The following is an 18198-nucleotide window of genomic DNA, read 5'->3' as shown; positions in this document are numbered from 1 at the left end:
GCTATTTCATCTCCGGGCTGTCGGCGACCTCGATGGCACCGTCGCGGGCGGCCGCGGTCAGCTGATCGAAATCGTCGACCGTCTTGTCGGCGTAGCGGTAGCACCAGGTGACGACGGCTTCGGCGGCCTTGCCGCCGCTGCCGAAGTAGCCGCGCAGCACCGCGGCGTTGGCGCTCTGGGCGTGTGCGCGGGCCAGGATCGCCGCGCAGCCGGCGGCGTATTCGGCGAACGTCTCTGCGTTGAGTTCGCCGAGGTCGACGCTGCCCTTCATGTCGTGGAATTGGCGCACGTAGAAGTCGGCCCCGTCGATGCGGATGGTGCCCAGCAGCAGATCGGACATGGACTGCAGGATCCGCTGCCCGTCGACGACGCGGCGGCCCTCGCCGTGGGCGGCGATCGCGGCGGTCAGCAACGGGAGCTGGGTGCGCTTCCCGTACTCCTGCAGGACCGATCGCTTGGCCTCCTTGATCTGCAGGATCAGCGGGGTGCCGTACCGGTCGACCACCGAGGCCAGATAGCAGCGGGTGCCGACACTGCCGACCCCCACCACCCGCATGGCGATGTCGGTCGCGCGGAAGTGCGCCAGCAGCAGCCGGACGTCCACCGGGACCGACGTCATGTACTCGTCGACGGCCTGCAGCAGCGCGGTTTCATCCGACAGCGGCACATGCCGGGTCAGCGGAGGGTCCTCCCGGAACCGGGGGGTGCCCTCGGCATCCAGCTCGGTGAGCTTGGCGAAGGCTCGTTCCGAGGTGCGCTTGCGCGCCCGCTCGACGGTCCGGTGGATGACTTCGCCGAACGGGGCGGAGACCAGGTCGCTCTGCTTGATCGGCTCGGCCCGCAGGTAGAAGCGGTCCAGCACGCTCATCTGCATCATCGCCACCAGTGCATCGCGGTACGCTCCGGCGGCCCCGTGGGCGATGTCGCTGACGGCGGTTTCCGGGAACTTCAGCTGCCGGGCACCCAGGATCGCGCTGGTGACCAGCCGTTTCAGGTCCCATTCGGCCGGGGCCATGGCCGCCTCGTCGAAGTCGTTCAGGTCGAACACCAGCGCCCGGTCGGGGGTGGCGAAGACCCCGAAGTTCGACAGGTGGGCGTCGCCGCAGGACATCACTTCGATGTTGCTGGTCGGGCTGGCGGCGAGATCGGCGGCCATCACCGCCGCCGCGCCGCGGTAGAAGGTCAGCGGGCTGACCAGCATCCGGGCGAACCGGAGCCCGATCAGCTCGGGCACCCGGGAGCGGTTCTGGTCGACCAGGATCTCGGTCGCGGTCCGGTCGGCGACGGTGAGTTCGGCCAGTGCCTTGCGCGGTGACTGGCTGCGCAGCGCCCGGCCGCGATCGATGTCGTATTGGGGATCGTCAACGACGATTGCGCGGTCGCGCAGTTGCAAATCCGACATGACCGCGCAGCGTACGCCTCAGAAGCTGTGCTGTTCCGCCGGGAACGCCCCGCTGGCCACCTCGGCCGCGTAGTCGCCGGCCGCGCGGCGCAACTCGGCACCCACGTCGCCGAACCGCTTGACGAACTTCGCGGTCCGTCCGGTCGTCATCCCGGCCATGTCCTGCCACACCAGAACCTGGGCGTCGCAGTTGGGCCCGGCGCCGATCCCGACGGTGGGGATGGTGAGCTTGCCGGTGATCTGGGTGGCCAGATCGGCGGGCACCATCTCCAGAACGACGGCGATGGCGCCGGCCTCGGCGACGGCGATGGCGTCGTGAATGATCTGTTCGCCGGTGTCCCCGCGGCCCTGCACGCGGAACCCGCCCAGGCTGTTGACGCTCTGCGGGGTGAAGCCCAGATGGCCGACGACGGGAATCCCGGCCTGGGTCAAGGTGGCGATCTGGTCGACGATCCGCTCGCCGCCCTCGACCTTCACCGCATGCGCACCGGTCTCCTTGAGGAACCGGGTCGCCGTCGCCAGTGCCTGGGTGGGCCCGGCTTCGTAGCTGCCGAACGGCAGATCGACGACGACCAGCGCGTTCGGCGCGCCACGCACCACGCCGCGGGCCAGCGGGATCAGCTCGTCGACCGAGATCGGCACCGTCGTGTCGTAGCCGTAGACCACGTTGGCGGCGGAATCGCCGACCAGCAGCACCGGGATGCCGGCGTCGGAGAAGGCGCACGCGGTGGAGTAGTCGTAGGCGGTGAGCATGGCCCACTTGTGCCCTTCGGCCTTCCACTGCTGCAGGTGGTGGGTGCGGACCTTGGTGGGGCGGGTGACGGTGGAGTCGGCGACAGCGCCGTATACCGGTGTTTCAGACATCATCGTCCTCAGTGTTGTTTGTCGGTTCGTTTCCTCGAGGCCCATCCGGGTCCCCGGGTCGTCTGACCCGTTCAGTCTGCCATCGGTGACCACGGGAAAGAACACGCCAGGTGAGTGGACTTCCTCACAATCGCCGCGGTGCACGACATAGCATCGGCGCCATGCCCGGATATCAGAGACTCAGCGGCCTGGACGCCAGCTTTCTCTACCTCGAAAACACCAGCCAGCCGCTGCACGTCTGCTCGATCCTGGAGCTGGACACCACCAGCATCCCGGGCGGCTACACCTTCGACGGCCTGTTGGCGACCCTGGCCGAACGGGTCCGGGCGATGCCGGAGTTCCGGATGAAACTGTCCGACAGCTTCCTCAACATCGACCATCCGGTCTGGGTGGAGGACCCCGAATTCGCCGTCGACCACCACGTGCACCGGATCGGCCTGCCCGCCCCGGGCGGCCGCGAGGAACTCGCCGAGATGGTCGGGCATTTCGCGTCGCTGCCGCTGGACCGCAGCCGGCCGCTGTGGGAGATGCTGGTGGTGGAGAACATCGACGGCACCGATGCGCGCGCCGGCGGCCCGCTGGCGGTGGTCACCAAGGTCCACCACGCCGCCGTCGACGGCGTGACCGGGGCGAACCTGATGTCGCAGTTGTGTTCCACCGAGCCCGACGCCCCCGCACCCGAGCCGGTGGAGGCCCCGGGCGGGGCGGGAGCGCTGGTCATCGCGGCCCGCGGATTCGCCCGCTTCGCCACCCGGCCGGTGAACCTGGCCACCCGGGTGCTGCCGGACACCGTCGGGACCGTGGTGGACACCGTGCGCCGCGCGGTGAACGGCGCGGCGATGGCCAGCCCGTTCAATGCCCCGAAGACCGCCTTCAACGCCACCGTCACCCCGCGGCGCAACGTCGCGTTCGCCCGGCTCGACCTCGACGACGTCAAGACCGTGAAGAACCACTTCGATGTGAAGGTCAACGACGTGGTGATGGTGCTGGTCGCCGGGGTGCTGCGGCAATACCTGCTCAACCGCGGTGAACTGCCCGAACAGCAGCTGGTCGCGATGGTCCCGGTGTCGGTGCACGGGCGTTCGGACCGACCCGGCCGCAACAAGGTGTCGGGTATGTTCACCGGCCTGCACAGCGACATCGCCGACCCGGCCGAGCGGCTGCGGGCGATCGCCGCGGCCAGCGCCGTCGCCAAGGAACACAGCTCGGCGATCCCCGCCAGCCTGCTGCAGGACTGGTCCCAATTCGCCGCGCCCGCGGTATTCGGTGTCGCCATGCGGGTCTACGCCAGCTCCCGGCTGACCGAGGCCCGTCCCGTGCACAACCTCGTCGTCTCCAACGTCCCGGGCCCGCAGGAATCGCTGTACTTCCTGGGCGCCGAGGTGTCGGCCATGTACCCGCTGGGGCCGCTGTTCCACGGATCGGGGCTCAACATCACCGTCATGTCGCTGTCCGGGCAGCTCGACGTCGGCATCATCTCCTGTCCGGACCTGCTGCCGGACCTCTGGGACATGGCCGACGGATTCGCCACCGAGCTCGCCGCGCTGGTCGCCGCGACCCGCGACTGAGCGACGCTCAGCGGCTTCGCTGGGTACGCATGGCAGCATGTGGTGCCATGAACCCGCGAAAACGAGCGCGCCCGGGCACCAGGGCGGGCCTGGCCGTCGCCGTGGCGTCGACGCTGACGCTGCTGTCCGGCTGCGCTCAGGTCGTCGACGGGCAGGCGGTGCGGGAAGCCCCGCAGATCGGGGCCCCGGTCGAGTGGCATCCGTGCGCCTTCACCGACGCCGCGCCGGACTACCTGCGCTCGGGGCAGTGCGGCACCATCACAGTCCCGGTGAACTACGACAAGCCCGACGACGGCATCGTCACGCTGGCGCTGATCCGGTTCCCGGCCACCGGGGACAAGATCGGCTCGCTGGTGATCAATCCCGGCGGCCCCGGCGAGTCCGGCCTGGAGGCCGCGATGAACCTCGTGCAGGGCATGCCCGAGGCGATCCGCCAGCGGTTCGACCTGGTCGGCTTCGACCCGCGCGGGGTCGCCCGGTCCAAGCCGGCACTGTGGTGCAACTCCGACGCCGACAACGACAAGTCCCGGGCCGACCAGATCGTGGAGTACACCCCCGAGGGCGTCGAGCACATGGAGTCCGAGACCAAGGCGTTCGTCCAGCGCTGCGTCGACAAGATGGGCAAGGACTTCCTGGCCAACGTCGGAACCGTCAACGTGGCCAAGGATCTCGATGCGCTGCGGGCGTCCCTCGGCGACGACAAGTTGACCTACCTCGGCTACTCCTACGGCACCCGGATCGGCGCGGTGTACGCCGAGATGTTCCCGCACAACGTGCGGGCGCTGATCCTCGACGGCGCGATCGATCCCAACGCCGATCCGATCGAAGCCGAGATCGACCAAGCCGCCGCATTCCAGAAGGCGTTCAACAGTTTTGCCGCCGACTGCGCCAAGAGTGCGGACTGCCCGCTGGGCACCGACCCGGACCAGGCGGTCGCCGAGTACCTGTCGATGGTGCAACCGCTGGCCAAGAATCCGGCCAAGACCAAGGATCCGCGCGGCCTGAGCTACAACGACGCCATCGTCGGCACCATCCTGGCGATGTACTCGCCGAATTTCTGGCCGCATCTGAAGACCGGGCTGACCGAGCTGCGCAACGGCGAGGGCGACACCCTGCTGAAGATGGCCGACCTGTACATGCGCCGCGACAAGGACGGGCACTACGACAACTCCACCGACGCGCGGGTGGCCATCAACTGTGTGGACCGGCCCGCGGTCACCGACCGGGAGAAGGTCATCGAAGCCGACCGGCGCAGCCGCGAGGTCGCACCGTTCATGAGCTACGGCGAATTCACCGGCCACGCCCCGCTGGGCACGTGCGCGTTCTGGCCGGTGGCGCCGACCAGCCAGCCGCATGAGGTGAAGGTCGAGGGGCTGGCCCCACCGCTGGTGGTGTCGGTCACCGGTGACCCGGCCACCCCGTACCAGGCCGGCGTGGAACTGGCCCGTCAGCTCGGCGGCGCGCTGCTGACCTACGACGGCACCCAGCACACCGTGGTGTTCCAGGGGCAGAAGTGCGTTGACGACTACGCAACCGCCTACCTGATCGACAACACCCTGCCGCCGGAGGGCGCCAAGTGCCCGTAGCCGGGCCGCGGATCGCAATCGACGCGTGACCTCGTCGGTGCGGGTTGTGCACCTTCGGCATGCGACGATGTGCACATGCAGCGCACCGCTCGGCTGGGCTCTGCGCTGCTCTCGGCGGCGCTTGTCTTCAGCATGTCCGCACCGATCGCCGCCGCGGAACCCAGCCCTGCGGTGGCACAGGCGAATTGGGGTAGTTGCACCCCGGCGGTGAAGACCGCGGCCGATCTGCCGGGCGCCCAGTGCACCATGCTCAGCGTCCCCATCGACTACGACGCGCCCTCCACCGGAACGGTCAAGCTCGCCGTCATCCGGATCCCGGCGACCGGACAACGCATCGGTTCGCTGTTCGTCAACCCGGGTGGGCCGGGCGCCTCGGCGGTGGACACCGTCGTCGGCATCGGCTCGGCGCTGGCCGGCAGCCCGATCACCGACCACTTCGACCTCGTCGGCTTCGACCCGCGCGGCGTCGGCTACTCCACCCCGGAGCTGCGCTGCCGCACCGACGCCGAGTTCGACGCGTGGCGGCGCGAACCCATGGTCGACTTCAGCCCCGCCGGGGTGGCGCGTATCGACGCGCTCAACAAGCAGTACGCGCAGAGCTGCGCCGCGCGGATGGGGACCGCGGTACTCGGGCACGTCGGCACCCGCGAGGTCGCCCGCGACATGGATTCGGTGCGCCGCATGCTCGGCGACGACAAGATCAACTACCTGGGCTTCAGCTACGGCACGGCGATCGGTACCCAGTACGTCAACCAGTTCGGCTCGCACGTGCGGGCCATGGTGCTCGACGGCGCGATCGACCCCAGCATCGACCCGGTGGAGTCGATGATCCGGCAGATGGCCGGATTCCAGGCCGCCTTCGACGACTACGCCGCCGACTGCGCGCAGAGCGCGGGCTGCCCGCTGGGCAACGACCCGGCCCAGGCCGTCACCCGCTACCACCAGCTGGTCGATCCGCTGGTCACCAAACCGGCCCGCACCGCCGACCCGCGCGGGCTGTCCTACGCCGACGCGCTGACCGGCACCTTCAACGCGCTCTACACGCCGCAGTTCTGGCGGTTCCTGACCAGCGGCCTGCTGGGCCTGGCCCGCGGCACCGACCCCGGCGACCTGCTGATGCTGGCCGACGAATATCAGGGTCGCGACGAACGCGGGCACTACAGCAATGACCAGGACGCCTTCAACGCGGTGCGCTGCGTGGACGCGCCGTCACCGACGGACCCCGCGGTGTGGATTGCCGCCGACAAGCGGGTCCGCCAGGTGTCCCCGTTCTCGTCGTACGGTCAGTTCACCGGCAATGCCCCGCGCGACATCTGCTCGTTCTGGCCGGTGCCGGCAACCTCGACACCCAAGGCGGCCAGCCCGGCCGCACCCGGTCAGGTGGTGGTGGTCTCCACGACCCACGACCCGGCTACCCCGTACCAGTCCGGTGTGGACCTGGCCCGACAGCTCGGCGCCTCACTGGTCAGCTTCGAGGGCACCCAGCACACGGTGGTGTTCAACGGCTACGAATGCATCGACACCGCGATCCTGGACTTCCTGCTCAACCAGACGGTGCCGCAGTCCGGGTTGACGTGCCGCGCCTGACGGTTTTTTTGCGGTCGGTCCCGGCTTCCCCTCGGCTGCGCCGGCACTCGCTCCGCTCGCGCCACCGCCGCCGAGCCTCGCCGAACCGCCCGGGCCGTAACACGGAATTAACAGCCGACGCCTAGGGTCGCCAGCATGGATCGCCAGATGGAATTCGTGCTGCGCACGCTGGAGGAACGCGACATTCGCTTCGTCCGGCTGTGGTTCACCGATGTGCTCGGATTTCTCAAGTCGGTGGCGATCGCGCCCGCCGAACTCGAGGGTGCCTTCGAGGAGGGCATCGGCTTCGACGGTTCCTCCATCGAGGGTTTCGCCCGGGTGTCGGAATCGGACACGGTGGCCCGGCCCGACCCGTCGACCTTCCAGATCCTGCCGTGGCGGGCCAGCGAGGACGGCGCGTTCCACACCGCACGCATGTTCTGCGACATCACCATGCCCGACGGGTCGCCGTCGTGGGCGGACTCCCGGCACGTGCTGCGCCGCCAGCTCGCCAAGGCCGGCGATCTGGGGTTCTCCTGCTACGTGCACCCGGAGATCGAGTTCTTCCTACTCGAACCCGGCCCGTACGACGGCAGCGTGCCGGTGCCCGCGGACAATGGCGGCTACTTCGACCAGTCCGTGCACGAGGGTGCCCCCAACTTCCGGCGGCACGCCATCGAGGCGCTAGAGAAGATGGGCATCTCCGTCGAATTCAGCCATCACGAGGGCGCTCCCGGCCAGCAGGAGATCGACCTGCGCTACGCCGACGCGCTGTCCATGGCCGACAACGTGATGACCTTCCGGCACCTGGTCAAGGAGGTCGCCCTCGGCGAGGGGGTGCGGGCGTCGTTCATGCCCAAGCCGTTCACCGACTACCCCGGCTCGGCGATGCACACCCACATCAGCCTGTTCGAGGGGGAGAACAACGCCTTTCACAGCCCCGACGATCCGCTGCAGTTGTCCAACGTCGGCAAGTCGTTCATCGCCGGCATCCTGGAGCACGCCGTGGAGATCAGCGCCGTCACCAACCAGTGGGTGAATTCCTACAAGCGGCTGGTGCACGGCGGCGAGGCGCCGACGGCGGCGTCCTGGGGTGCGGCCAACCGCTCGGCGCTGGTCCGGGTGCCGATGTACACGCTGAACAAGGCGTCGTCGCGGCGCATCGAGGTGCGCAGCCCCGACTCGGCGTGCAACCCGTACCTGACCTTCGCGGTGCTGCTGGCCGCCGGGCTGCGCGGCGTCGAGCAGGGTTATGTGCTGGGGCCCGAGGCCGAGGACAACGTGTGGACCCTGACCCCCGAGGAGCGCCGCGCGATGGGCTTCCGGGAGCTGCCCAACAGCCTGGGCCAGGCGCTGGAGGCGATGGAGCGCAGCGAGCTGGTGGCCGAGGCCCTCGGTGAGCATGTGTTTGACTTCTTCCTGCGCAACAAGCGCACCGAGTGGGAGAACTACCGCAGCAACGTCACGCCGTACGAGCTCAAGCAGTACCTGTCGCTGTAACCGGCCCCGTTCGGGGTTCGGCGGTGCGTTACGGTGGCGAACGTGCGCGAGTCTCCCGCCCGGCCGGCGACCGGTCGCCCCACCATCCCCGGTACCGGACGGCTGGGACTGGTCGATCCAGGGGCGCGGGCGAGCCTGACCCAGCTGGGGTGGGACACCCCCGGGCACGTCGAACTGTTGTGGTCGCTGTCGCGCGCACCCGACGCCGACGCCGCGCTGAAGGCGATGGTGCGGCTCGCGGAGTCGCTGGGGCCTGATTTCGACGAGCTGGCCGCCGCTTTGTTGGCCGACCGGGGATTGCGCGGCAGGCTGTTCGGGGTGCTCGGGTCGTCACTGGCCCTCGGCGACCACCTGGTCGCCCACCCGCAGTCGTGGAAACTGCTGGCCGGTTCGGTGCGGCTGCCGTCGGCCGACGAGCTGCGCACCGTGTTCTGCGCCTGCGCGGACGAAAACGCCGGTCCGGCAGTGTCTTCGGCGTTGCGCAAGCTCTACCGGGACCGGTTGCTGGTGCTCGCCGCACTCGACACCGCCCCGACGGTGGAGAACGAACCGGTGCTGGCGTTCCCGGCGGTCGGTGCGCACCTGTCGGATCTCGCCGACGCGGCGCTGGCCGCGTCGTTGCAGATCGCCGTGGCGACCGTGTGCACCGACGGTGTGGAGGCGCCCCGGCTGGCCGTCATCGCCATGGGCAAATGCGGTGCGCGCGAACTGAACTACGTGTCCGACGTCGACATCATCTTCGTCGGCGCGGAGGCGGATTCGGTCACCACCCGGGTGGCCGGGGAGATGATGCGGTTCGCCTCGGACACCTTCTTCGAGGTCGACGCCGCGCTGCGGCCCGAGGGCAAGGCCGGACAACTCGTCCGCACCCTGGACAGTCACATCGCCTACTACCAGCGATGGGCCAAAACCTGGGAGTTTCAGGCACTTCTGAAGGCCCGGGCGGCCGTCGGCGACCCGGAGCTGGGCCGCGCCTACATCGACGCGCTGATGCCGATGGTGTGGAACGCCCGCGAACGCGAGGACTTCGTCCCCGACGTGCAGGCCATGCGTCGCCGGGTGGAGGCACTGGTACCCGCGGAGGTGCGCGACCGGGAACTGAAACTGGGCACCGGGGGACTGCGCGACGTCGAATTCGCCGTTCAGCTACTGCAACTCGTGCACGGCCGCAACGACACGTCGCTGCAGGTCGCCTCCACCGTCGACGCGCTGGGCGCACTGGCCGCGGGCGGCTACATCGGGCGCGACGACGCCGCGAACCTGACGGCGTCGTACGAGTTCCTGAGGTTGCTGGAGCACCGGCTGCAGTTGCAGCGGCTCAAGCGGACCCACCTGCTGCCCGCACCCGACGATGCCGAGGCGCTGCGCTGGCTGGCGCGTGCGGCGCACATCCGCCCCGGCGGCAACTACGACGCCCTGGGCATGCTGCGCGAGGACCTCAAGCGGCACAGCCTGCGGGTGTCCCGGCTGCACGCCAAGCTCTTCTACCAACCACTGTTGGAAAGCGTCGGCGGCGCAGTCGAATTGGGTTCCGGACTGAACACCGAGGCGGCCGAGCGTCAGCTCGCCGCCCTGGGCTACCGGGCACCGGCGAGCGCGTTGACACACCTGTCGGCGCTGAGCAACCAGACCGGCCGGCGCGGCCGGGTCCAAACGGTGCTGCTGCCGACGCTGCTGGACTGGCTGTCGGACACCCCGGATCCCGACGGCGGGCTGCTGTCCTACCGCAAGCTCAGCGAGGCGCTGTCGGACCAGCGCTGGTATCTGGCCACCCTGCGCGACGAGAGCGCGGTCGCCAAGCGGCTGATGCACGTGCTGGGCACCTCGGCGTACCTCCCGGATTTGCTGATCCGGGCCCCAGAGATCATTCAGGCCTACGGCGACGGGCCCACCGGGCCGAAGCTGCTCGACACCGATCCCGACGGGGTGGCCAAGTCGCTGGTGGCCGCCGCCGCCCGGCACCGCGATCCGGTGCACGCCATCCAGGCCGCGCGCAGCCTGCGCCGCCGGGAACTGGCCCGGATCGCCTCGGCGGACCTGCTGGGCCTGCTGGACGTGCGGTCGGTGTGCGCGGCGCTGACCTCGGTGTGGGTGGCGGTGCTGCAGGCGTCGCTGGACGCGGTGATCCGGGCGCACACACCCGCCGACGGGCGGGTTCCGGCGCGGTTCGCGGTGATCGCGATGGGCCGGCTCGGGGGCGGCGAACTCGGCTACGGCTCGGACGCCGACGTGATGTTCGTCTGCGAGGCCAACGAGGGATTCGACGACGTCGCCGCGGTCAAATGGTCGACGACCATCGCCGAGCAGGTACGCGCCCTGCTGGGCACCCCGAGCGCCGATCCGCCGCTGGAGGTGGACGCGAACCTGCGCCCGGAGGGCCGCAATGGGCCGCTGGTGCGCACGTTGGCCTCCTATCAGGCCTACTACACCCAGTGGGCCCAGGCGTGGGAGATCCAGGCGCTGCTGCGCGCCCACCGGGTGGCCGGCGATCTGGATCTCGGTGACCGGTTCCTGCTGATGATCGACGAATTCCGCTATCCGGCCGACGGCATCTCGCCCGCCACGGTGCAGGAGATCCGCCGGATCAAGGCCCGCGTCGACGCCGAGCGCCTGCCACGCGGCGCGGATCCCAACACCCACACCAAGCTGGGCCGCGGCGGACTGGCCGACGTCGAATGGACCGTCCAGCTGCTGCAGCTGCGACACGCCCACGACGTGCCCGGTCTGCACAACACCTCGACGCTGGACACCCTGGACGCGATCGAGGAGGCCGGTCTGCTCGATTCGGGCCAGGTGGCGCAGTTGCGCTGGGCCTGGCTGACAGCCACCGCCAGCCGCAATGCGCTGGTGCTGGTCAAGGGGAAACCGATCGATCAACTGCCCGGTCCGGGACGATTCCTCAACGCGGTCGCCGTCGCCGCCGGCTGGCCCACCGACGACGGCGGCGAGTTCCTGGACAACTACCTGCGGGTGACACGGCGGGCCAAGGCCGTGGTCCGAGAGGTGTTCGGCTGACGCTTCGCCTGAGGCGTTTGGGTGTCCGCGGGCGCCGTCGAAACTGCGCGGTGTTATGAAGGTTCGGTGAAGTTCTCCGAGGAACTAATCGACACCGCCGAATACCAGCGGCTGCGCGCCCGCTACGAGCCGCTGGCCCAGTCGGTGCGCGCACTCATCGATGCGTGTATCCGGACCGAGGCCGACCAGGACGAGGTGGACCGGGCGCGCCGGACGATCGACGAGGTCACCGCGTTACTGACCGAGCGCCAGATCGACGGCACGCACGGAGTGCGTTTCATGCCCGACGGCCAGGGGGTCACCTGGGGGAATCCGGTGATCGGGGTGCGCAACCCGATCGCGCCGCCGGTGGAGATCCACCGCGAACCCGGCGGGCGGGTCTGGACCGAGTTCGTCCTCGGCGCGCCGTACGAGGGTCCGCCCGGGCACGTGCACGGTGGCATGAGCGCCCTGATCCTCGACCACCTGCTGGGTGAGGCCGCCAGCGACGGGCTGACCAAGCCGAACTTCACTGGCACCATCAGCTGTCGCTATCTGCGCGGCACCCCGCTGGGTGCGCTGCGGGCCGAGGCGTTCATCGAACGCGTCGACGGGGTGAAGACCTACGCGCGCGGTCATATCGCCGACGCCGACGGGCCCACCGTGCAGGCCGAAGGCGTGTTCATCACACCCGCGTGGGCACGAGAGGAGAATTGATGCGGTTCTACGTCGGAACGGCCTTCATGGACGTCCACGAGGCGGTCGAGATCGCCCGGGCGGCCGATGATCTGGGTTACGACGGGATCGCCATTCCCGAGCATGTGGTGAACCTGGAAACCCTCACCACCCCCTACCCGTACACCAGCGACGGCAAGCCCCGCTGGCAGCCGTTCACCCCGTGGCCCGACCCGTGGGTGCTGATCGGCGCGATGGCCGCCGTCACCCGGCAGATCCGGTTCGTCACCACCGTCACGGTCCCGGCGCTGCGCAACCCGTACCTGGCCGCCAAATCCATCGGCACGGCGGCCGAACTGGCCGGCGGCCGGGTCGAGCTCGGTGCCGGAGTGGGCTGGTGCGCCGACGAATTCGCATTGATGGAACAGGATTTCGGCAACCGTGGCCGGCGCACCGACGAGATGCTGGAACTGATGCGGCGGCTGTGGTCGCCGGGCTGGACCGAGTTCGACGGCGAGTTCTACCGGGCGCCGCGCCTGGAGATGGAACCCACACCGCCGCGGATCCCGATCTACATCGGTGGCCAGTCCGACATCGCGCTGCGCCGCGCCGCCCGCTACGACGGCTGGATCGGCGACCTGCTGAGTACCGACCGGGTCATCGCCTCGATCGCCCGGATTCGGGATCTGCGGGCCGAAAAGGGCTTGGGCATGGATGATTTCACCGTCATCACGCCGCTGGCCGACGCCTTCACCCCCGAGCAGTACGCGCGGGCCGAGGCCGGGGGAGTCAGCGCCGTGCTGACCGCCCCGTGGATGTTCTACTGCACACCCGATGCGCCCCTGGCCGAGAAGATCGACGGGCTGCGCCGCTTCCGGGTGGACAACGGGCTGGACTGAGGGGCCGTTGTCCGGCCGCTCAATCGTCGACTACCTCGATCGGTGGTGTGACCCGACTGCGCCGGGGTTCGGTGTGGGCGCCACCGAGATCACCAGCGAACCCTGGGACGACGCCCCGCCCTTCTAGCAGTGGCGGCCGCGGAACTCCCGCTACAGCGAGCGGGCGATGATCTGCTTCATCACCTCGTTGGCGCCGCCGTAGATGCGCTCCACCCGGGCATCCTCGTACATCCGCGCGATCAGGTACTCGCGCATGTAGCCGTAGCCGCCGTAGAGCTGCACGCACCGGTCGATGACCTCGCATTTGCGGTCGGTCAGCCAGTACTTGGCCATCGCGGCGTCGGTGTCGGAAAGCTCGCCGCGCAAATGGGATTGGACGCAGTGGTCGTAGAAGATCCGCCCGGTCCGCGCGATGGTCTTGCACTCGGCCAGCTCGAACGCGGTGTTCTGGAACTCGAAGATGCTGTGCCCGAACGCTTCCCGAGACTTGGTGTAGGCCACGGTGTCGTCGACGGCGCGCTCCATGCCGGCCACTCCGGAGGCGGCGATGGTGAGCCGCTCCTGGCGCAGCTGGGCCATCAGCTGGCCGAAGCCCTTACCCTCCTCGGGGCCCAGCAGTGCGCTGACCGGTACCCGCACATCGGTGAACGCCAACTCGGCGGTGTCACCGCCGTGGATACCGACCTTGTCCAGCACACGGGTCACCTGGTAGCCGGGGCAATCGCGCAGGTCGACGATCAGCAGCGACACACCGCGCGCGCCGGCCTTCGGGTCGGTCTTGACCGCGAGCACGATCATGTCGGCCGAACCACCGTTGGTGATGAAGGTCTTGGAGCCGTTGATCACATACTGGTCGTCCTCGCGGATGGCGGTGGCGCGGATGGCCTTCAGGTCGGAACCGGCGCCGGGCTCGGTCATACCGATCGCGCCGAGCACCTCACCGCTGGCCATCAGCGGCAGCCAGTAGCGCTTCTGCTCCTCGGAGCCGTAGGCCAGGACGTAGTGCGCGACGATCCCGCTGTGCACGCCCACCCCGAGCGACAGGTCCCCGGCGTAGCCCTGGGCCTCCAGCACGGCCAGGTCGTGGGCGAAGGTGCCACCGCCGCCGCCGTACTCGGCGGGCACCGAGCACAGCAGCAGACCCAGCTTGCCGGCCTCCAGCCACACGCTGCGGTCGATGTGACGCTGGGCGTCCCACTTCTCGTGCTGCCCGACGACCTCGCGCTCGAAGAAGCCCAGCGCCAGCTCGTAGAGGGCGCTGACCTCGTCGTCGTACCAGGAGGGGATGTACTTCGTCACCATATAGATCACTCTATCTTTCTGATTCGAGGAGCAGGGTCACGGGGCCGTCGTTGATCAGCTCGACGTGCATATGGGCGCCGAACACGCCGGTGGCGACCTCGGCGCCGAGCCCCCGCAGCGCCTCGGCGAACGCCTCGACCAGGGGTTCGGCCACCGGCCCGGGCGCGGCGGCGTTCCACGCCGGTCGCCGGCCCTTGGCAGTGTTGGCATACAGGGTGAACTGGCTGATCACCAGGATCGGGGCGCCGATATCGGCGGCGCTGCGCTCGTCGTCGAGGATCCGCAGCCGCCACAACTTCTCGGCCAGCTTGGCGGCCACCGCGGCGTCGTCGGTGTGGGTGACACCCACCAGAGCCACCAGGCCCTGGGTGGCGGGCGAAATGGCCCCGACGACCTCACCGTCGACGTGCACCTGCGCGGACGTGACGCGCTGCAGCAGAACCCGCACGGGTCAGAACGGGCTGCTGTTGGCCTGCCAGCGCGCCTCTTCGGGGCGCGGCCCATACTTCTCGATGTAGTTGTCGTGCATCCGTTGGGCGCGCTTGGACTTCTTGGCCTCGATCAGCTCCATCGGCAGGCCGTGCTGAGCCAGCCGGTGGCGCCGCCACGGCTTGTTCAGCGCCATCGCCATCACCACCGCCCAGAAGAACAGCGGTCCCGTCATCTGGAGCAGGATCGACACCGGGGCCGGCAGCAACCACACCGGAGCCAGCACCAGCGCCGACGGAATCGCCATCCGGATGAGGTGACGGCGGACCGCGCCCGGGCCGGTGAGGTCCTGGCGCACCCAATCCCTCATCGAGTCGGGCAGCCGGCGACCGTAGGCGTAGGTGATGCGTTGCCAGGGGTTCGGTGTTGTCGCAGCCACGCCGATCACCCTATCGCTCGAGAAAAAGCCGGGCGGCACTCGCGCGCCGCCCGGCTTTTCCCACCTGTCTCAGCAGTCGTAGTACAGGCTGAACTCGTACGGGTGAGGACGGATCTGCACCGGCAGGATCTCGTTCTCCCGCTTGTAGGCGATGTAGGTCTCGATCAGGTCCTCGGTGAACACGCCACCCTCGGTGAGGTATTCGTGGTCCTCTTCGAGCTTGTCGATCACCGCGGCCAGCGAGGTGGGCGCCTGCGGGATGTTGGCGGCCTCGTCCGGCGGCAGCTCGTAGAGGTCCTTGTCGACCGGGGCCAGCGGCTCGATCTTGTTCTTGATGCCGTCGATACCGGCCATCAGCATGGCTGCGAAGGCCAGGTACGGGTTACCCGAGCTGTCCGGGCAACGGAACTCCAGGCGCTTGGCCTTCGGGTTGTTGCCGGTGATCGGGATACGCACGCAGGCGGACCGGTTGCGCTGGCTGTACACCAGGTTGATCGGGGCCTCGTAGCCGGGCACCAGGCGCTTGTAGGAGTTCACCGTGGGGTTGGTGAACGCCAGCAGCGACGGGGCGTGGTGCAGGATGCCGCCGATGTAGTGCCGGGCCAGATCCGACAGGCCCGCGTACCCGGCCTCGTCGTGGAACAGCGGCTTGCCGTCCTTCCACAGCGACTGGTGGGCGTGCATGCCCGAACCGTTGTCGCCGAACAGCGGCTTGGGCATGAAGGTGACGGTCTTGCCGTTCTGCCACGCGGTGTTCTTGATGATGTACTTGAACAGCAGCACGTCGTCGGCCGCATGCAGCATGGTGTTGAACTTGTAATTGATCTCGGCCTGCCCGGCGGTGCCGACCTCGTGGTGGCCGCGCTCCAGGGTGAATCCAGCGTTGATCAGGTTGGTCGACATCTCGTCGCGCAGGTCGACGTAGTGGTCATACGGTGCGACGGGGAAGTACCCGCCCTTGGGGCGGACCTTGTAACCGAGGTTGGGGGAGCCGTCCGGCTCGGTCGGCTGGCCGGTGTTCCACCAGCCCGACTCGGAGTCGATCTCGTAGAAGGTGCCGTTGATCTTGGAATCGAAGGCGACCGAGTCGAAGATGTAGAACTCCGCCTCGGCACCGAAGTAACAGGTGTCGGCGATCCCGGTGCTGGTCAGGTAGTTCTCCGCCTTGCGGGCGACGTTGCGGGGGTCGCGCGAGTAGGCCTCGCGGGTGAACGGGTCGTGGACGAAGAACATCATGTTCAGCGTCTTGGCCTTGCGGAACGGGTCGATCTGCGCGGTGGCGGGATCCGGCAGCAGCATCATGTCGGACTCGTGAATGGACTGGAAGCCACGGACCGACGATCCGTCGAACGCCAGGCCGTCTTCGAAAACGCTCTCGTCGAACGCCTCGGCGGGGATCGAGAAGTGCTGGACGACGCCCGGCAGATCGCAGAACCGGATGTCGACATACTCGACGCCCTCGTCCTTGATCAGCTTGAAAACGTCGTCGCGGGTGGTTTCGGCCACGAACTGCTCCTTTGCGTATGTATCCGAACCAAGTCGCGCATATGCACTGCATCGGGCACAAGCGTGCGGATCACTCGCGGCTGACGCTATGAAGTCGATGTTGCGCGGCAGTCAACCAAATGTTGCGCGGAGGTTACACAATCACCGGACCCGGGCCGTGCCGCGCGGTGAGGTCGGTGGTGACACGAATCGGGCCACCTAAACTGGAGGTCATGAGCCGACCATATGGGGACTGGTTGTCCGGGGCGGAACTGCCCGAACCCGGCACCGGCCGGGGCGACTATCCCGGACAGCGCATGGGCCTGCCGCCCAGCGGGCCGGGATCGCTGGCCGGGATGGGCCGACGGCTGGCCGCGCTGCTGGTCGACTGGCTGATCGCCTACGGGCTGGCCGGACTGCTGATGGCGCTCGGAATCTACCCGATCCAGTGGTTGTCGACCGCGGTGCTGGTGATCTGGCTGATCCTGGGTGTGATCTCGGTACGGCTGTACGGATTCACCCCCGGCCAGCTGGCCCTGGGGCTGCGGGTGGCCTCGGTGGACAACCGGTTGCACGTCGGGATCGGCCGTGCGCTGGTGCGTGGCGTGCTGGTGGGTCTGGTGGTGCCGGCGTTGTTCACCGACTCCGACGGCCGCGGCGTCCAGGACCGGGTCACCGCGACGGCCGTGGTCCGCCGGTAGAAGAGGGCCTGCGAGCTCCGGCCGACTCAGCGCCTTTGCACGCGCCGCTGCACGCCCTTCATCTTGGCGCCACCGGGCATCGGGCCCTTGGGAATCGCGCCCGGGCCGCCCTTGGTGCTCAGCGCCGTCAGTCGGGACTCGATGGTGTCGATCTTCGCGACCGAGATGTTGGCGGGCAACCGATTCAGGTGCCGCTCCAGCTTGGCCAGCGGAACCTGGCCCTCGTCGTTGCCGACGATGATGTCGTAGATCGGCACCTCGCCGACGAGCCGGGCGGTGCGCTTCTTCTCCTGTGCCAGCAGCGATTTCACCCGTCCCGGGTCACCCTCGGCGACGAAGATCACCCCGGGCTTGCCGATCACCCGGTGCACGGCGTCGAAATGCCCGGTCGCGGCCACCCCTGGGGTCACCCGCCACTTGCCGCGCAGATTGTCCAGCGCCCAGGCGGCCGCCCCGGTCTGGCCCTCGGCCTTGGCGTACACCGACTTCTGCGCACGGCGCCCGAAGATGATGAACGCAACCAGGGCACCCAGCACGACCCCGAAGACGCAGAACAGCGTGGTGCTGATCGGCCCGGTCCCGGTGAGCACCGCGATCGCCACCGAGGCGCCGGCCACCAGGACGAACGCCAGCACCATGTACGGGATGAGCCGACGATCTTCCTTGCGCTGGATGTTGAACGCCTGCCACAGCTGCTGGCGGCGCGCCTTGGACGCCGCCTTGGCGGCCTTGCGGGCCTCGGCCTTGGCCGCCTTCGTCTCGGCAGCGTTACGGGGTTTTGCCATGGG

15 protein-coding genes are annotated in these 18198 nt (G+C 68.8%); 8 read left to right on the top strand and 7 right to left on the bottom strand.

The features are described from left to right. Nucleotide 1: 1 nt before the first annotated feature. The gene (locus G6N16_RS15865; RefSeq protein ID WP_083031913.1) at nucleotides 2-1402 is read right to left on the bottom strand and encodes a DUF2252 domain-containing protein; all 1401 of its coding nucleotides are present in this window, start codon (nucleotides 1400-1402) and stop codon (nucleotides 2-4) included. Nucleotides 1403-1420: 18 nt separating this feature from the next. Beyond that, on the bottom strand, nucleotides 1421-2266 hold the full coding sequence (gene panB, locus G6N16_RS15860; RefSeq protein ID WP_083031942.1) for a 3-methyl-2-oxobutanoate hydroxymethyltransferase: 846 nt from the start codon (nucleotides 2264-2266) through the stop codon (nucleotides 1421-1423). Between the two features lie 161 nt (nucleotides 2267-2427). Between panB and G6N16_RS15855 the strand changes: the two genes are divergently transcribed. The 7 genes from G6N16_RS15855 to G6N16_RS15825 all read left to right on the top strand — a co-directional run bounded on the left by G6N16_RS15855 (nucleotide 2428) and on the right by G6N16_RS15825 (nucleotide 13054). Continuing rightward, nucleotides 2428-3834: a WS/DGAT/MGAT family O-acyltransferase gene (locus tag G6N16_RS15855; protein ID WP_083031914.1), complete on the top strand. Its 1407-nt coding sequence runs from the start codon at nucleotides 2428-2430 to the stop codon at nucleotides 3832-3834. A gap of 47 nt (nucleotides 3835-3881) precedes the next feature. Continuing rightward, nucleotides 3882-5420 carry an alpha/beta hydrolase gene (locus G6N16_RS15850; RefSeq protein ID WP_179961209.1) on the top strand — a complete coding sequence of 513 codons (1539 nt, stop codon included), beginning with the start codon at nucleotides 3882-3884 and terminating at the stop codon, nucleotides 5418-5420. A 75-nt stretch (nucleotides 5421-5495) separates the two neighbouring features. Beyond that, the gene (locus G6N16_RS15845) at nucleotides 5496-7007 is read left to right on the top strand and encodes an alpha/beta hydrolase (protein WP_083031917.1); all 1512 of its coding nucleotides are present in this window, start codon (nucleotides 5496-5498) and stop codon (nucleotides 7005-7007) included. A 135-nt stretch (nucleotides 7008-7142) separates the two neighbouring features. Then, nucleotides 7143-8486, top strand: a complete 1344-nt coding sequence (locus G6N16_RS15840; RefSeq protein ID WP_083031919.1) for a glutamine synthetase family protein — start codon at nucleotides 7143-7145, stop codon at nucleotides 8484-8486. Nucleotides 8487-8528: 42 nt separating this feature from the next. Next, a complete protein-coding gene (locus G6N16_RS15835) occupies nucleotides 8529-11501 on the top strand; it encodes a bifunctional [glutamine synthetase] adenylyltransferase/[glutamine synthetase]-adenylyl-L-tyrosine phosphorylase (RefSeq protein ID WP_083031944.1) in 2973 nt (990 codons plus the stop codon). A gap of 66 nt (nucleotides 11502-11567) precedes the next feature. After that, entirely contained in the window at nucleotides 11568-12197 is a 630-nt protein-coding gene (locus G6N16_RS15830) for a PaaI family thioesterase (RefSeq protein ID WP_083031920.1), read from the top strand. After that, nucleotides 12197-13054, top strand: a complete 858-nt coding sequence (locus tag G6N16_RS15825) for a TIGR03619 family F420-dependent LLM class oxidoreductase (RefSeq protein ID WP_083031922.1) — start codon at nucleotides 12197-12199, stop codon at nucleotides 13052-13054. The genes G6N16_RS15830 and G6N16_RS15825 overlap by 1 nt, the downstream gene beginning before the upstream one ends. A 150-nt stretch (nucleotides 13055-13204) precedes the next feature. On the opposite strand, the gene G6N16_RS15820 is transcribed toward G6N16_RS15825, so the two are convergent. The 4 genes from G6N16_RS15820 to glnA all read right to left on the bottom strand — a co-directional run bounded on the left by G6N16_RS15820 (nucleotide 13205) and on the right by glnA (nucleotide 16730). Then, a complete protein-coding gene (locus G6N16_RS15820) occupies nucleotides 13205-14356 on the bottom strand; it encodes an acyl-CoA dehydrogenase family protein (protein WP_083031945.1) in 1152 nt (383 codons plus the stop codon). A gap of 10 nt (nucleotides 14357-14366) precedes the next feature. Beyond that, a complete protein-coding gene (gene dtd / locus G6N16_RS15815; protein WP_083031923.1) occupies nucleotides 14367-14804 on the bottom strand; it encodes a D-aminoacyl-tRNA deacylase in 438 nt (145 codons plus the stop codon). Nucleotides 14805-14807: 3 nt separating this feature from the next. Further along, on the bottom strand, nucleotides 14808-15224 hold the full coding sequence (locus G6N16_RS15810; RefSeq protein WP_083031947.1) for a DUF5313 domain-containing protein: 417 nt from the start codon (nucleotides 15222-15224) through the stop codon (nucleotides 14808-14810). Nucleotides 15225-15293: 69 nt separating this feature from the next. Beyond that, the gene (glnA, locus tag G6N16_RS15805; RefSeq protein ID WP_083031925.1) at nucleotides 15294-16730 is read right to left on the bottom strand and encodes a type I glutamate--ammonia ligase; all 1437 of its coding nucleotides are present in this window, start codon (nucleotides 16728-16730) and stop codon (nucleotides 15294-15296) included. A gap of 212 nt (nucleotides 16731-16942) precedes the next feature. Between glnA and G6N16_RS15800 the strand changes: the two genes are divergently transcribed. Next, nucleotides 16943-17410 carry an RDD family protein gene (locus G6N16_RS15800; protein ID WP_083031926.1) on the top strand — a complete coding sequence of 156 codons (468 nt, stop codon included), beginning with the start codon at nucleotides 16943-16945 and terminating at the stop codon, nucleotides 17408-17410. A 26-nt stretch (nucleotides 17411-17436) separates the two neighbouring features. Here G6N16_RS15800 and G6N16_RS15795 read toward each other — a convergent pair whose 3' ends face one another. Next, complete coding sequence (locus G6N16_RS15795; RefSeq protein WP_083031928.1) at nucleotides 17437-18195, bottom strand: DUF4191 domain-containing protein; 759 nt, start codon at nucleotides 18193-18195, stop codon at nucleotides 17437-17439. Nucleotides 18196-18198 lie beyond the last annotated feature (3 nt).

This window comes from Mycolicibacterium insubricum, from assembly GCF_010731615.1.
GTDB lineage: Bacteria > Actinomycetota > Actinomycetes > Mycobacteriales > Mycobacteriaceae > Mycobacterium > Mycobacterium insubricum.
Note: the sequence above shows the minus strand (reverse complement) of the source record. Positions and strands in the feature narration are given on the sequence as shown.

Bases quoted from the DNA above. Each gene is read 5' to 3' on its own strand.
- G6N16_RS15800 (WP_083031926.1), top strand. From the start codon at position 16,943: ATGAGCCGACCATATGGGGACTGGTTGTCCGGGGCGGAACTGCCCGAA.
- G6N16_RS15850 (WP_179961209.1), top strand. From the start codon at position 3,882: ATGAACCCGCGAAAACGAGCGCGCCCGGGCACCAGGGCGGGCCTGGCC.
- G6N16_RS15825 (WP_083031922.1), top strand. From the start codon at position 12,197: ATGCGGTTCTACGTCGGAACGGCCTTCATGGACGTCCACGAGGCGGTC.
- G6N16_RS15865 (WP_083031913.1), bottom strand. From the start codon at position 1,402: ATGTCGGATTTGCAACTGCGCGACCGCGCAATCGTCGTTGACGATCCC.
- G6N16_RS15845 (WP_083031917.1), top strand. From the start codon at position 5,496: ATGCAGCGCACCGCTCGGCTGGGCTCTGCGCTGCTCTCGGCGGCGCTT.
- G6N16_RS15855 (WP_083031914.1), top strand. From the start codon at position 2,428: ATGCCCGGATATCAGAGACTCAGCGGCCTGGACGCCAGCTTTCTCTAC.
- G6N16_RS15820 (WP_083031945.1), bottom strand. From the start codon at position 14,356: ATGGTGACGAAGTACATCCCCTCCTGGTACGACGACGAGGTCAGCGCC.
- panB (WP_083031942.1), bottom strand. From the start codon at position 2,266: ATGTCTGAAACACCGGTATACGGCGCTGTCGCCGACTCCACCGTCACC.
- G6N16_RS15840 (WP_083031919.1), top strand. From the start codon at position 7,143: ATGGATCGCCAGATGGAATTCGTGCTGCGCACGCTGGAGGAACGCGAC.
- G6N16_RS15795 (WP_083031928.1), bottom strand. From the start codon at position 18,195: ATGGCAAAACCCCGTAACGCTGCCGAGACGAAGGCGGCCAAGGCCGAG.